The sequence below is a fragment of the uncultured Campylobacter sp. genome (assembly GCF_937997405.1).
In the GTDB taxonomy this organism is placed as follows: Bacteria; Campylobacterota; Campylobacteria; order Campylobacterales; family Campylobacteraceae; genus Campylobacter_B.
Window position 1 is genome coordinate 34,584 of the sequence record NZ_CALKTL010000086.1, and the last position, 15,172, is coordinate 49,755.

A 15,172-nucleotide genomic window follows, 5' to 3' on the forward strand; every position below is an offset into this window, starting at 1 on the left:
GTTTTGATGAAAATTTGGAGCAAAATTTTACTTTTAGCACTAACGGCAAATTTAGCCTTTGCATTTTCGGCCGGAAAGCTCGTACAAGACGCTAGAGCGCAGGTTGGGCAGACGCTATTTTATGATCCTTCGTACGAGAGGCTAGCCTATCCGATGGGCGACGTGGATATGATAAAGGGCGTTTGCACCGACGTCGTAGTTAGAGCGCTGCGCGGACAGGATATCGATCTGCAGCGGCTCATTCACGAGGATATGAGCGCAAATTTTAGCGCTTATCCAAAAAATTGGGGCGCGAAAAAGACCGACAAAAACATCGATCATCTCCGCGTGCCAAACATCGCGACCTATCTAAAACGCAAGGGTTACGATGCGAAGGGCGAGTTTAAAGCCGGCGATATCGTGACGTGGCGGCTGGATAACGGCAGGCCGCACATCGGTATAGTTTCGGATAAATTTGCCGCTAGCAAAACCCCGCTCGTGATCCACAACATCGGGCTTGGCGCGCAGGAAGAGGACGCGCTAAATGTTTACGAGATAACGGGGCACTTTAGGATAAAATAAGCGCAAAAATCGATAAATTTAAGCGAGAAAGGCGAAAAATGGAGTTTAAAGAGAGCTATTTTATAACCAGCGACGGGGTGAGGATATTTTACAGATACCGTTTGGCTAGCGACGTAGCGTGCGAAAACCCGGGCGCAGGCGAAGCAAATTTGAGTAAGGATGGCAAATTTGACGGGTCAAATTTGAGCGCCGAGGCCGTAAATGAAACGTCAAATTTGGCTAGCGAGCAGGCGCGCGGCGCGGGTGAAAATACGAAGCCAGGCTTAAACGGCGAAGGCAAATCGGACGAGCAAAATTTACAAAGAAGCGGCAAAAACTCGGACTCAAATTTAAACGAAGCCGGCAAATGCGGCGCGTCAAATTTGAGCGAAAACGCCGAGCAAAATTTCAAATTTAAAGCCGCGCCGAATGCCAAAGCCGTAGCGATATTTCACCGCGGACACGAGCACTCGGGCAGGACGACGCACGTAGCAGACGGGCTAGCGGATGAGAGTTTTAGCTATTTTGCCTGGGATCAGCGCGGACACGGTAGGAGCGACGGCGAGCGGGGCGACGCGCCTAGTATGGGCCGCGTTATCGCCGACGTGGACGAGTTTGTGGCGCACATCGAGCAGAGATTTGGCTTTGAGACGCAAAATCTAGCCGTGATAGCTCAGAGCGTGGGCGCGGTTCTGGTCTCGGCGTGGCTGCACGACTACGCTGTGCGCGTTCGCTGCGCGGTGCTGGCTAGCCCCGCGTTTAGCGTGAAGCTTTACGTACCGTTTGCCAGAGCTGGACTAAAGGCGCTTTACAATGCGCGCGGAAATTTTTTCGTAAACAGCTACGTCAAAGCTCACTATCTCACGCACGACAAACAGCGCCAGGCCAGCTACGACGCCGACTCGCTCATCACTCGCGCGATCTCGGTGCGCATACTGCTTGGGCTTTACGAAGCGGCACAGCGCGTGGTTTCGGACGCCGCCGCGATCACGACGCCTACGCTACTGTTAATCTCGGGCGATGATTGGGTCGTGGAGCACGCCCCGCAGCACGAGTTTTACAACGCTCTTGGCGCGCACGTAAAAAGGCGCGAGATTTTAGAGGGATTTTACCACGATACGCTGGGCGAGAGCGAGCGGGAGAGGGCGTTTGAGATCGTGCGCGAGTTCGTCGGCGAGAGGTTTAGCGCGCCTTTTAGCGAGGTGGACTGCACGCACGCGGACGAATACGGCTTTAGCCGCGAGGAGGCCGATAGACTAGCTACGCCGCTGCCGAGATTTAGCCCGAAAAATTTGCGATTTAAATTTCAGCGGATATTTATGCAGGCGGTTTCGCCGTGGGTCGGCGGGCTAAAGATCGGCGAAAATACGGGCTACGATAGCGGCAGTACGCTTGACTACGTTTACCGAAACGAGCCGCAAGGGGCGAATAAATTTTTCAAATTTATCGACGAAATTTACCTAAACGCCATCGGCTGGCGCGGTATCAGGGAGCGCAAGCGAAATATCAAGCTAGCTATCGATCAAGCCGTGGCAAAGCTGCAGGAGCGAGGCGAGCCGCTACGACTGCTAGACATCGCCTCGGGACACGGCAGATACATACTAGACGCCGCGCAGGGGCATGAATTTGAGCGCATAACGCTACGCGACTACAGCGATATCAACGTGAAAGCCGGCAGCGAAATGATAAAAGAGCGCGGGCTACAGGACGTCGCGAGCTTCACGCAGGCAAATGCGTTCGAAGCCGCTAGCTACGAGGGCCTGCAGGACGCATATACGCTAGGCGTCGTGTCTGGGCTGTTTGAGCTCTTCCCGGATAACTCGGTCGTGCGCACTGCGTTGCAAGGCTTTTCAAGCAGCGTAAAAAGCGGCGGCTACCTCATCTACACCAATCAGCCGTGGCACCCGCAGCTTGAGATGATCGCGCGTGCTTTATCTAGCCACAGGCAGGGTGCGGCATGGATCATGCGCCGCCGCAGCCAAGCCGAGATGGATCAGCTCGTGGCAAATGCGGGATTTAAGAAGGTGAAAGAGTGGATAGATGGGGATGGGATATTTAGCGTGAGCTTGGCTGTTAAAATTTAGCCTTTTGCGGCTTGTCTTTTTCCTTTATACTTCGTTAGAAACTCGGTCGGCTTTGGTCACGGACGACTAGTCCGCTCTCTGGCCTCCGTCGTTTCCGCCTCGTCTAAAGAAAAAATACTGCGCCTTATCGTTTTACGCTCAAATTTGGGGTCAAATTTGCAAATTTTACCGACCGAGACCCGCATCGTGAAAGCGTAAATTTGAACACGCAGCGCGTTAGCGCCAGATAAAACTGCGCATAGCGCAGCAACCTCTCACGTCGTAGGGGTTGGGGGATCGTTAAGGGGGAAGGGAGCGACTTCGTAATTCAAGCCCCTCCTCCCTTAACAAGAAAGAGTAAATTTAATGCGCAATACTAAATTTAACCAAACCAAATTTAACATTTTAAAGATTCAGGTCTCGGTGAGTAAATTTTACGCTTTTACGCCTTTTACGTCAAGCGAGTGATCTCGGACCGATTAAGCTGCCAAAGCGCAAATGCACTAAAATTTGATAGAATTAGCAAAAAAGGCAAAAATGAAAACAAAACCGTTTTTATCGCAGCTGGCCGCGCTAGTCGTCGTTGCGGCGATATTTTACGCTAGCTACGGCGCCACGAACGCCCTCGCTAGCGCTCGCGCAAACGTGCCCGAGATTTATTTCGCGTGGGAGCGCGCGCTACCGTTTTGGGCGTGGAGCATCGTGCCGTACTGGTCGCTAAATTTGCTCTACGCGCTTGGATTTTTCCTCTGCCGTGACGCCGGGGAGCTCGCGCGCTACGTTACGCAGCTGCTAGTCGCTCAGATGATCGCGACGCTGTTTTTCATCGCTTTTCCTCTGCAAATGTCGTGGGAGAAGCCCGCGGTTTCGGGCCTTAGCGGCTTTTTATTCTCAAGCCTGGCCGCCTTTGACCTCCCGTTTAATCAAGCTCCGTCGCTGCACATCATACTTTGCGTCGTGGTGGGCGCTTTTTACCTTCGCAAGGCGCGTGCGGCTTGGCTTAAAGCGGCGCTTGTCGCGTGGTTTGCGCTCATCGGCCTTAGCGTGCTGACCACGTATCAGCACCATTTTATCGACATTCCGACGGGGCTGGCCGCGGGCTGCTTGGTGCTACTGATTCGTCCGCTAGATGGCACTCCGCTTAGTTTTGCTATAGCTAGGGAGGCTGCTCGCTACAAATGGGCGGCGCTATATCTAGGGCTTGCGTTTTTGACGCTTTTTGCGGCGATTTTGGGAGCTAAAATTTGGGGCGCGTGGATGCTGTGGCTATCTTGGGCGAGCCTTAGTTTCGCGCTGGTTGCTTGCGGTTACGCGTTTTTGGGCGCGGGAGTTTTTGCTAAAAACGGGCAAGGCCGTCACGCCGCCGCGGCTAAAGCTTTACTTTTCCCGTATCTTTGCGTCGCGCGGCTAAATGCGATTTTTTGGTTGCGCAGACGCCGGCTTTCAGACGAGATTTTGCCCGGGCTGTATCTAGGCTCGGTTAAGCAGGCGGGTAAATTTGACGCGGTGCTGGACTGTGCGGCCGAGTTTGAGCGGCCGGGCGACGCGCAAATTTACGCAAGCGTGCCTATGCTAGATATGATAACGCCGAGCGCGACCGAGCTAAAACGCGGCGCGGACGAACTCGAGCGGCTCGTAAAAAGGGCTCTTTGCGGCGGTGAAAATTTACCGCAAATGGAGGCAGAGCTAGGATCAAATTTTAGCGGCGAAGTAAACGGCTGCGCACACGGGCTAGATTTTAAATTTCACGAGCAAGCGGACTCGCGGGTAAATTTGCAAACGCGCGTCGCGGCTAACGAAAGCGAAATCGCCGAGGCGGGGCAAAATCTTACAGGCGCGAACGAGCGAGCCGCCGAGCAAAACGGTAAAAAGGTGTTAGTGTGCTGCGCGCTGGGCTACGGCAGGAGCGCGTCGGTGTTGCTTGCTTGGCTGGTGATTTACGCAGGACTAGGCTTTGATGAGGCGCTAAATTTGCTAAAATCTCGCCGAGAAAAGATCGCAGTCGCTAGCTCGCTGCGTGAGCGGATAGAGCGGCTGACTGCAGAAGCCCGCGTAAATTCGAAAGCGGAGTAAAGACCAGCTAAATTCCCAAAAGCAAGTGCGGCAAATTTAAGCGCGAAATAGGCGCAGGCCAAATGTGATCAAGTCCGGTTTGAGGGATTAAATTTAAAAATCTGAAGGCTAGAAACAAGCAGCATTGTAAATTTCTCGGCGAAAATAAACGGAAATTTAACCAAACGCCCAAAATAAGGAGGGAAAATGACGAATGCGGAGCGAGAAAAAGCGGCGCAAGGCGGGGAGCGGGAATGCCGCCAAAGGACGGACGACAGAGCCTTGGCGCTGGTTACGGCTAGGTTTTTAGCGACGCATAGGCTGTTTTTCTTGTTAAATTTGCTTCAGCTAGCCGTCTGCCTTACGATTTTTACGAATTTTGCCGTGATTGCGGGCTTTTTGACGGCCTTTGCGGGGCTATTTTATCTGCACGTTAGGCTGCATTTTGATGCGCTGATTTTTAGAGATTTTGCGGAGGGGAGGCTTGATTGCAGTAAATTTGACGCGGCGCTTACGGAGCTAAATTTAGCTAGCAAGCCGCCTAAAATCCGCAATATGAAAAGTCGCTACGCGGGAGCTTTGCGGCTATATAAATTAACGGCCGCGCTTACTCTCATCGCCATCGTCGCAGCTTTGGCGGGTTACTATCTGAGCTAAATTTGCTTGCCCGCTTAGACGGTTACGGAACGCCGATTTAGACGGCCGCGTCGGTTTGCGCGCAAAATTCAACAACTGTTTTTTACGGCGAGATAAACGAGATAAAATTGATTGCTTTTGCGGACTATTTTTGTAGCGACTATTTTAAGCGATGAAACGGCAGTTAGTATCTCGGCGCACTGTATTCGAGAGCTTTAAATTTGACGATTTCGTCGGTATTTTAAAATTTCAAAGCATAAAAAATCCAGTGCAAAAAGACGAAATAGACAACCGAGCAAGTTTAGTCTGGGCAAAATATACGAATTTCCTTTTATAGCACCACGACCTCGGTTTCCAGTTCGATACCGAATTCCTCAAAAACGCGGCTTTGCGCTAAATTTATGAGCGCAATCACATCCTCAAAGCTCGCGCCGCCGAAATTTATGATGAAATTGGCGTGCTGCTCGCTAAATTTCGCTCCGCCGATCGCGTGGCCTTTAAGCCCCGCCGCTTCGATCAGCCTGCCCGCGGCGTCATTCGGCGGGTTTTTAAAGCAGCTTCCAAAGCTTGCTCCCTTTGGCTGGTTGGCGCGCTTGGCGGCAAAATCCGCGGCGAGTTCGGCATCAAAGCCGCGTGAAATTTTAAACTCGGCGCCCAAAATCGGCTCCTCGATCCCGCTTCTTCGGTAGCCGAAGCTTATCCGCTCGCGCTCCACCCAGCCGCGAGCCAAGCGCACGGCAAGCAGGCTATCGCTGATGCTAGCGCCGGCGAGCCCTGCGTTCATTTTGATTAGCCCGCCGAGCTGGCCCGGGATGTTGCGCAAAAACTCAAAGCCGCCGATGTTTTGTTTCTTGGCGAAATTATAAATTTTGCCCGACTTCGTCGCAGCTCCGATGCTAAGGACATCTTCGCTTAAGCTTATGCGATCGAACTCCTCGCTTAGCATCGCAAGGTGCGGCGGCGCGGGCGAGATGAGCAGATTATTGCCGCCACCGATGATCGCGCGCTCGCGGGTACTCTCAAACTCCGCAAAATCGGCCTCATCCTTTAAAATTTGCACTGCGAAGCTCCCGCCGATGCGCACGGAGGTGTATTTGCTAAAATCTATCTGCTTTGTTTTCAAAATTTTGCCTTTTAAATTTCATTTCTAAATTTCGCGCTTGCCGCTCGCCGCGTATCGTTTTAAAATTTAGCAATACCGCCGCGCCGCACGGTGCTAAACGCGAACGCTATTTCAAAATTTAACGCTGCTGCTGCGATTAAATTTAGCTCGCTTTCAATACGTTTTCAGCGGTGCGCTATGTCGCACGCGCAACTTGCACCCTGCGGCACAAAATACAGCCGCACAATGTACCTCCGCACCGTGAAATTTCATCGCCGCGTAGCCGTAAATTTGAGGCGGAACATCGCACCGCGAAAATGGCGCCACAACACGCGGTCGATTGACGAAATTGGCGGCAAAATCGCGGCAAGCTCGGCGTCAAATTTCAGCTAAATTTTAACCTCGCCCGGCTTTACATCGGGTTTTGCCCGCTGCAGTCCGCGAAACGGATCTCGTTATATTCGCGCGGGATAAAATTCTCCTGCGCGCTAATCGGCGCAGGATAAAATTCGCGCTCATACCCAAGCTCAAATAGCCTATCTATCGCCCTTATCTGCGCCCCCGAAAGCTCGATCGAGGCCTCGTTGGCATAAAGGCTCAGATATTTTTCCAGCTTTGCGTCGTCCACGCGGATGAGATTGCGCTCGAGAAGCATGCGCGATAAAAGCGGCTTATGCGCGGTGGCGATGCGTACGCCCTCGGTTAGCACGCGCTCGCACTCGACGGCGTCCGTTATCGGCAGGCTGCGGCGAACCGCCATGCCGCCTAGCGGCAGCGGTAGATTTTCGCCAGCTAGTTCGCTCCAGATGTCCCAGATCTCGCGCTCCACGCAAAGCTCGTCCGAAAAGTCCAAAATACTCTCGTGTATCAGCACGCCCGCGTCTACTTCGCCGCTTAAAACCGCGCCTTCGATCTGCAGGAAGTTTTTATAAATCACGCGCGCCTGCGGGTATGCCATGCGAAAAAGTAGGGCATTTGTCGTGTGTTTGCCGCTGAGCGCGACCTTGAAATTTCGCTTTAAAATCGCGCCCTTTTTCTTAACGAGCTTTGGGCCGTAGCCCTCGCCGAAGCTCACCGCCGTGCGCAAAAGCGCGTATTCGTCGCAGATAAGCGGATATAACGCGAAGCTAATCGCCGTGGCCTCATAGGTGCCCTTTAGCGCCTCGTCGTTTAGCGTCTGGATATCAAGCGCCGTGGCGCTAAGCTTTAGATTTTTGGAGCTCACCCAACCGAAATCAATCGCCTTATACATAAAAATATCGTCGGCGTCGGGTGAGTGGGCGACGTTTATATGCTTAAAAATCTTCAAATTTTATCCTTTTTGCTCCGCTTTAAATTTCGCGCGCGGTGCGCAGCTTGATTCCAAAATGTTGCGAAATTATAGTGAAATTTTGCTACAGCCCTCATAAAAATGAGGAATTTCTAAAGAAAAACGTGAAAAATCGAGGCTCTTTAAAAGGCTAAATTTAATGCTCTCCGCTTGCCGCGCAGAACTTTTACGCTCCTTAAAAATTTCAAATTCCGATGCCACGCCAAATTTGCGCGAATAATCAAAAATTCATTTCAAATTTGGTAAAATCAGGTGAATTTATTTTTAAGGAAAAACATGGACGAGGGAAAGAAAAAGACGCTGGATGCGGCGCTAAAATCGATCGACAAAGCTTTCGGCAAGGGCACGCTGGTGCGGCTGGGCGATAAGCAGGTCGAGCCGATAGACGCCATCTCTACGGGCTCTGTGGGGCTTGACATCGCGCTTGGCATCGGCGGCGTGCCGAAGGGGCGTATTATCGAGATTTACGGACCGGAGAGCTCGGGAAAGACGACGCTTACGCTTCACATCATCGCCGAGTGCCAAAAAGCGGGCGGAATTTGCGCATTCGTAGACGCCGAGCACGCGCTGGACGTCAAATACGCTTCAAATTTAGGCGTCGATACCGACAATCTCTACGTCAGTCAGCCCGACTTCGGCGAGCAGGCACTTGACATCGTAGAAACCCTAGCAAAAAGCGGCGCGATCGATCTCATCGTCGTTGATAGCGTCGCCGCGCTCACGCCGAAAAACGAGATCGAGGGCGATATGGGCGATCAGCATGTGGGGCTTCAGGCGCGACTTATGAGCCAAGCGCTGCGCAAGCTCGCCGGCGTCGTGCATAAGATGAATACGACGGTGATCTTTATCAACCAAATCCGTATGAAGATTGGCGCGATGGGCTACGGCACGCCAGAGACAACGACCGGCGGCAATGCGCTTAAATTTTACGCTTCGGTGCGCATCGACATACGCAAGATCGCCACTTTGAAACAAAACGAAGAGAGCATCGGTAACCGCGCCAAGGTCAAGGTCGTGAAAAACAAGGTGGCGCCGCCGTTTAAGATCGCGGAATTTGACATAATGTTCGGCAAAGGCATCAGCAAAGTAGGCGAGCTGATCGATTACGGCGTCAAGCTCGACATCGTCGATAAAAGCGGGGCATGGTTCAGCTACGGCGACACTAAGCTGGGTCAAGGGCGCGAAAACGCTAAAATTTATCTAGAGAATAACCCTGCCGTCGCTGAAGAGATCACTGCAAAGATCCGCGAGCAGATGGGTAGCGTAAATTTCAGCGCAGGCGCGGACGATGAAGAAAATTTACAAAATGGAGATGAGTAATGATTTATATCGAAGATGTTTATGCGATAGAAGTACTAGATAGCCGTGGCAACCCGACCGTGAAGGCGACCGTGGCCCTAAGCGATGGCACCGTAGCAAGCGCGATAGTCCCAAGCGGCGCAAGCACGGGCAAACGCGAGGCGCTGGAGCTTCGCGACGGGGGCGATAGATACTGCGGCAAGGGCGTGCTAAAAGCGGTGGAAAACGTAAATTCTCAGATCGCCGAAGCCGTGATCGGGCTGGATGCTTTTGGTCAAAAGGCGCTTGATGAGCAGATGCGCGAGCTTGACGGCACTGATAACTACTCAAATTTAGGCGCAAATGCGGTGCTTGGCGTATCTATGGCGGTAGCGCGCGCAGCGGCTAAAAGCCTTGACGTGCCTTTGTACCGCTACCTTGGCGGCGCGAACGCTAGCGTACTGCCCGTGCCGATGTTTAATATCATCAACGGCGGCGCGCACGCGAACAACAGCGTAGATTTTCAAGAATTTATGATTATGCCGTTTGGATTTGATAAATTTAGCGACGCGCTGCGAGCGGCGAGCGAAATTTACCACACGCTAAAAGGCCTTCTAAACGCGGCCGGCCACAGTACGGCGGTGGGCGACGAGGGCGGATTTGCGCCGAATTTAAACGACAACGAAGAGCCGATCAAACTCATCATGCAAGCTATCGAAAAAGCGGGCTACAAAGCAGGCGAGCAGATCAAACTAGCCCTTGACGTGGCTGCTAGCGAGCTATACGAAAACGGCAAATACAAGCTAGAAGGTAAGGAATTTTCAAGCGAAGAGCTGATCGAGCGATACGCACAGCTTTGCGAGAAGTATCCGATATTTTCGATCGAAGACGGCCTAAGCGAGGACGACTGGGCGGGCTGGGCGAAGCTAACGAGCAAGCTTGGCTCTAAAGTGCAGCTCGTGGGCGACGATCTATTCGTAACGAACGAGAAAATTTTACGCGAAGGTATCGCCAAAGGCGTAGGCAACGCGATCCTAATAAAACCAAATCAAATCGGCACGGTTAGCCAAACCATGCAGACGATCCGCCTAGCTCAGCGCAAAGGCTACCGCTGCGTGATGAGCCACAGAAGCGGCGAGAGTGAGGATAGCTTTATCGCGGACTTCGCCGTTGCGATGAATACGGGCCAAATCAAAACGGGTGCGACCTCAAGAAGCGAACGCAATGCCAAATACAACCGCCTGCTTGAGATCGAGCGCGAGACGGACGAGTTTTTGGGAAATAAAATTTAAAATGTTTTTTAAAAAAAAGTCCAAGCAGGGCTTAAAAAGCGGCGCGCAGCGCACCTATACGGACGGAGCGGATTATACGGACACGCAAGGCAGATATTCAGACGCAGACTTTGACGAGGACGATTTTTTTGACGATGATGAATTTTATAGCGATGAAGATTTTAGCGGAGGCTTTAGCGCAGTAGGGGCTGGCTTCCGCAAAAATCGCAACGGAGCTTCGCGCGGTATAGACGAAGCAGGTTCTGCCTCTGATGCCACAAGTGGTAACTCTAATTTAAGCGGCAAAAGCTCCGCTGCAAGCGGAAACTACGAAGGTAGCGCGCAAGCAGATGCAGGTTTTTACGGCTCAGAATTTATTGGGGGTGGCGATTTAAAGAATGCAGAATTATACGCGAAAGAAAACCGCTTCCCAAACGACGCGGATTTTGCGGCTCAGAGCGTAGAGCACGGCTTTAATGGCACGGGCTTTGCGGCGCAAGGCATAAATCCTGCTGCGCAAGAATTTTCTTTTATGCCGCAGAACGCAGATCCTGTCGCTAAAAAAGCTTCAAAGAAGCGTAAAAATTTAAAAGAACGGCTGAATTTTATCAATCCGTTTTCACCGCTTAAACAGATTTTTGCAGCTCTTGCGCTGATCATCTGCGTCGTTTTTGCAGGAATCTTCGTGGGCGACGTGCTGTTTGGCAAACGATCGTTTGAAGTGCTGCGTCAGCTGCAAAAAGAAAAGGCGTTTTTATTCACCGACGTTGAGCGGCTAAAAGAGGAAAACGCCGAGCTGCAAAAGCTTTATTTAGAGCGTCGCTCGCTTGATCCGGACCTTAAAAAATGAGAAAAATTTCTTTGCTAATTTTAGGTCTTTGCGCTTTTTTAAACGCTGAGAATTTAAATTACGCAAATTCAAACGCTACGAAACCCAACATCGCCGTGGTAAAAGAGCAAAATTCTACCGATTTGGCGATTAAAGAGCCAAAAAAAGGTGCGCAAAGCCCAAGCGCTAAAAAGCAAGCTGTAATGAGACCTGAAACATCTAAAAGTCCTACCGCAGCAATCCAAAAAAGCGCCGCAGAAGCTAATTCCAGTATTAAAGCAAGCGCCGCCAAAAAAGCCGTGAGCGCGCAGCTCTCGCAGACCGAAAAAAAAGCTCCTGCGCCCAAAGCGGGCATCGGTGCTCCTTCGCAGGTCATAAAAACGGAACAAAACTCTTCTGCGCAGCCTTCAGCTGCGACGCTTCCGCCTCCTGATGAGTTACCGATTGTGCCAGAAGTAAGCGAGTCAAATTCTACAGTAGCGCAAAATTTTAAGGCGGCACAGAATTCTACAGCTCAAAATTCTACGGCGCAAAACTCCACTATGCAACAAAACGCGCAATCTGCTCCGCAAAATTCCAATCCGACGCAAAGTTCCGCCGCCACGTCGCAAAATACTCCCGCGCCTAAAAATTTTACGCAGCAAACCTTTGCGCTTCCCTCCGACGCCCTTACGATCGAAAGCTTAATTGTGCGATATAGGGACGACGACGGGGTCCTGCACGAAAAGATCGTTGATATCAATCGCTCGATTGATTGGCACGATGACTTCGTGCTAAGCGCTAGCGCCAAACCCGCGCTACATAGGGCACTGGACGTCTCGGTTACTTCGACTGATCCAAATTTACAAAAGCAGGCCTCGCAAAGTGGCATCACGCCTAGCTTCGCGCCGCGCCTGGAGCTACCGCTAGAGACGCTTAAATTTGACGATGGACTAAAATTTGTCATCCGCAAAGACAGCGTGCAGCTCATCACCGCAGACGATTTCAAAAGCTCTGACGCAAATGCTTCTGGCACGCTTGAAGCGGAGTTTTGGCGGCAAGATATCCCGCTTAGCGGCGCGAGCTTTGCTGTAAATATCGGCGGCTTTAGCGACATCAATGTCACTAAAGAGGACGGCTACTACCGCATCGGCGTGCGCTCGCGCGAGGGCAACCTCAGCATCAGACCCAAAGATGGCGGGTATTTGATTTACAAAAATTCTAATTAAGGAGAGACTATGACACATTTAGAGATTATGAAATTTCGCCACGCGTGCAAAATTTTTGACGAGAACAAAAAAATCGGCAAAGCAGATTTTGACGCCATTTTACAGGCAGGCATCTTAGCACCTAGTTCTACGGGGCTAGAGCAATGGGACCTTTTGGTTGTGCAAAACAAGGCGTTGCGCGAGCAGATCCGCGAAAAATCGTGGAATCAGCCGCAGATCACCTCGTGCTCACATCTGGTCGTGATTTTAGCAAAGATCAAGGACATAAAGCTAGGAAGTGATTATATCGAGCGAATGATTACACGCAGAAAAGACGAGGCGCCCAAATATATCGGCGACAGGCATAAATTTTATCAAGATTTTTTAAGCGGTTATTTTCACAACGACGATGAGGAGCTATTTAATTGGTCGCACGCGCAGTGCATGTTTGCAGCACTTGCGATGATGAACGAGGCCGCAAGCCGCGGTATCGACAGCTGCCCAATGGAGGGCTTTGATCGCGCAGCGCTCGGAGAGATTTTGAATCTAAAATGGAATGAGCGTCGCGTGGCGCTACTCGTGCCTTTCGGCTACCGCGTAAATCCACAGCCGCAAAAGATCCGCCGCAGCATGGATGACGTAGTAAAGTGGATCGAATAAGCTAGCAAGCGCTTTTGAAGTGTTAAGCTTGAGGCGCAATAAATTCCAAAGTTTAGTGCGAAAGCGTGGCGCGCGCATTTTTTAGGAATTTAACGTGCTTTAACTTTTTTTTCTCGCCCGCAAATTTTGTGCGGCGAGATTTAAAATTTTAAAAAATCACCGAAAATTTAAACGAAGGAGCGAGCGTGAAAAAAATGTGGGAAGGGCGCTTTAGCGAGGCAAGTTCGGCGCTTTTGGAGGAGTTTAATGCCTCGATCGGCTTTGATAGGGCGCTTTGGCAGGAGGATATCGCAGGCAGCAAGGCACACGCAAGAATGCTCGGCGCCTGCGGGATCTTAAAGCAGGGCGAGAGCGAAAAGATCGTAGCGGGGCTTGATGCCGTATTTGAAGAGATAAAAAGCGGGAAATTTGAGTTTAAAACCGCCGACGAGGACATCCACATGGCGGTCGAAAAGCGCCTAAGCGAGCTCATCGGAAGCGATCTTGGCGGTAGGCTGCACACCGCGCGTAGCAGAAACGATCAGGTCGCGCTTGATTTTCGTCTCTACGTGCTTAAAAGCGGCGCTGCTATAGCCGAAAAAATTCGCGAGCTAGTCGCCGCGCTGCTAGATATCGCTAGCAAGCACGCGGACACGCTGATGCCAGGCTACACGCACCTTCAGCACGCTCAGCCCGTGAGCCTTGCCTATCATTTGCTAGCTTACGCGTTTATGTTTCGCCGCGACTGCGAGCGCTTTACTAGCTCGCGCGAGCGAAACAACCTCTGTCCGCTGGGCTCGGCTGCACTTGCCGGCACGCCGCACCCTATAAACCGCGAGCTGGTCGCGCAACAGCTAGGCTTTGCGGGAGTGACGCCAAACGCGATGGACAGCGTCAGCGACCGCGATTTCGCGCTGGAGATTTTGTTTAACGTAAGCGTGCTGATGACGCATGCGTCGCGCCTGTGCGAGGAGCTTATCTTGTGGAGCTCGCAGGAGTTCGGCTTTGTGGCGATCAGCGACGCGTACAGCACGGGCAGCTCGATCATGCCGCAGAAGAAAAACCCCGACGTCGCCGAGCTAATACGGGGCAAAACGGGGCGCGTAAACGGCAATCTCGTCGCGCTGCTAACGGTGATGAAGGGCTTGCCGCTAGCATATAACAAGGACATGCAAGAGGACAAGGAGGGCGTTTTTGATAGCGTCGCTACCGCGCTTGCGAGCCTTGAAATTTTAAAACAGATGCTAAAAACGGCTAAATTTAACGAGCAAAATATGCTAGCGATGACGCGCCGCGGGCACCTCACGGCGACCGATCTGGCTGACTATCTCGTGCGGGAGAAAAACGTGCCCTTTCGCCAGGCGCACTTCATTACGGGCAAGGTCGTGGCGTATGCGGAAAATTTGGGCCTAGATTTGAGCGAGCTAAACGCGCAGCAGCTTGCAAGCGTGGATGAAAGCTTAGACGCGGGAGCGGTTAAATTTCTTGATCTAAACGCTTCTAAAGAGACGCGCAAGTCGCAGGGAGGCACGGCAAATGAGAGCGTAGAGGCGCAGATTGAAATTTTAAACGAGTGGCTGAAAGGCTAAATTTAGAGGGCTAAGTACCGCACGGATGCTCGGGCAGAATTTAGTGCTAAGTTTGGGAGGGGTCGCGCTGATTGAGACCTGCGAAATAGACGGATGGGTCTCGATATCGAAATTTGAGAGCTAAAGCGGCGAAATTTTAAAATTTTACAGTTGTGGCTTTGGAATTTTTAAGGACCGAAGCGATGGAATTTTAAAATTCATAACTGCCATTTTGAAATTTCGCAGTCGTATCTTTTAAATTTTATAATTTCGGCGATCTGCGTGAAGGATACATGGGCTGGGCGAGACCGGGAGCGGCAGTGTTTTTAGGCACTCGCCGCAATCCGCGAAGTAAAATTAAAAATGGCGGCGCGCACGAAGCGGGCTTTAGATTAGGCGTTGCTTGAAACCATAAAATGAAATTTAAAAGATCTATCCCGCGTAAAAGCGCGCTTGAATTCGGCGCCTCGCCCGCGAGGTAGAATTTTAAAAAAGTATGCCGTCACGGAGCTGTTTAAGCGTAGCAAAAGACGCGAGTAAGCTTTGCGGCGAGTTTTTAATCGGCGCCGAGGGCGGCGCGGAGTAGAATTGAATTTGAGCTCAAAGATTAATGACGGCGGATCGGATTTTTTTGGGAGCGGAATTTAATCAAAGTAAATTTAAGCGTTAAGCGGCGT

At 51.5% G+C, this 15,172-nt stretch carries 12 protein-coding genes; 10 read left to right on the plus strand and 2 right to left on the minus strand.

The window, feature by feature from the left end:
- The first annotated feature begins 6 nt into the window (after positions 1-6).
- The 4 genes from Q0372_RS04875 to Q0372_RS04890 all read left to right on the plus strand — a co-directional run bounded on the left by Q0372_RS04875 (position 7) and on the right by Q0372_RS04890 (position 5,312).
- The gene (locus Q0372_RS04875) at positions 7-561 is read left to right on the plus strand and encodes a DUF1287 domain-containing protein (RefSeq protein WP_298103280.1); all 555 of its coding nucleotides are present in this window, start codon (positions 7-9) and stop codon (positions 559-561) included.
- A 38-nt stretch (positions 562-599) separates the two neighbouring features.
- Positions 600-2,624, plus strand: a complete 2,025-nt coding sequence (locus Q0372_RS04880) for a bifunctional alpha/beta hydrolase/class I SAM-dependent methyltransferase (RefSeq protein WP_298103283.1) — start codon at positions 600-602, stop codon at positions 2,622-2,624.
- A gap of 516 nt (positions 2,625-3,140) precedes the next feature.
- The gene (locus tag Q0372_RS04885) at positions 3,141-4,676 is read left to right on the plus strand and encodes a phosphatase PAP2/dual specificity phosphatase family protein (RefSeq protein WP_298103285.1); all 1,536 of its coding nucleotides are present in this window, start codon (positions 3,141-3,143) and stop codon (positions 4,674-4,676) included.
- A 186-nt stretch (positions 4,677-4,862) separates the two neighbouring features.
- Positions 4,863-5,312 (plus strand): hypothetical protein, encoded by a 450-nt coding sequence (locus Q0372_RS04890; RefSeq protein WP_297945680.1) that lies wholly within the window; start codon positions 4,863-4,865, stop codon positions 5,310-5,312.
- Positions 5,313-5,622: 310 nt separating this feature from the next.
- On the opposite strand, the gene Q0372_RS04895 is transcribed toward Q0372_RS04890, so the two are convergent.
- Both Q0372_RS04895 and Q0372_RS04900 read right to left on the minus strand, forming a co-directional pair.
- Entirely contained in the window at positions 5,623-6,414 is a 792-nt protein-coding gene (locus Q0372_RS04895) for a UDP-N-acetylmuramate dehydrogenase (protein WP_298103288.1), read from the minus strand.
- Positions 6,415-6,805: 391 nt separating this feature from the next.
- The gene (locus Q0372_RS04900) at positions 6,806-7,702 is read right to left on the minus strand and encodes an MqnA/MqnD/SBP family protein (RefSeq protein ID WP_298103291.1); all 897 of its coding nucleotides are present in this window, start codon (positions 7,700-7,702) and stop codon (positions 6,806-6,808) included.
- Between the two features lie 297 nt (positions 7,703-7,999).
- Here Q0372_RS04900 and recA point away from each other — a divergent pair, with 297 nt between their 5' ends.
- From recA to argH, 6 genes are all read left to right on the plus strand, one after another.
- The gene (gene recA, locus Q0372_RS04905; protein ID WP_298103294.1) at positions 8,000-9,043 is read left to right on the plus strand and encodes a recombinase RecA; all 1,044 of its coding nucleotides are present in this window, start codon (positions 8,000-8,002) and stop codon (positions 9,041-9,043) included.
- Positions 9,043-10,293: a phosphopyruvate hydratase gene (gene eno, locus Q0372_RS04910; RefSeq protein ID WP_298103297.1), complete on the plus strand. Its 1,251-nt coding sequence runs from the start codon at positions 9,043-9,045 to the stop codon at positions 10,291-10,293. The genes recA and eno overlap by 1 nt, the downstream gene beginning before the upstream one ends.
- A 1-nt stretch (position 10,294) precedes the next feature.
- Positions 10,295-11,122, plus strand: a complete 828-nt coding sequence (locus tag Q0372_RS04915) for a hypothetical protein (RefSeq protein ID WP_298103300.1) — start codon at positions 10,295-10,297, stop codon at positions 11,120-11,122.
- Positions 11,119-12,309: a hypothetical protein gene (locus Q0372_RS04920; RefSeq protein WP_298103303.1), complete on the plus strand. Its 1,191-nt coding sequence runs from the start codon at positions 11,119-11,121 to the stop codon at positions 12,307-12,309. Before Q0372_RS04915 ends, Q0372_RS04920 begins: the two co-directional genes overlap by 4 nt.
- A 9-nt stretch (positions 12,310-12,318) precedes the next feature.
- Positions 12,319-12,948, plus strand: coding sequence for an NAD(P)H-dependent oxidoreductase (locus Q0372_RS04925; RefSeq protein ID WP_298103306.1), 630 nt, complete (start codon positions 12,319-12,321; stop codon positions 12,946-12,948).
- 194 nt (positions 12,949-13,142) lie between these two features.
- Complete coding sequence (gene argH / locus Q0372_RS04930) at positions 13,143-14,516, plus strand: argininosuccinate lyase (RefSeq protein WP_298103368.1); 1,374 nt, start codon at positions 13,143-13,145, stop codon at positions 14,514-14,516.
- The last annotated feature ends 656 nt before the right edge of the window (positions 14,517-15,172 follow it).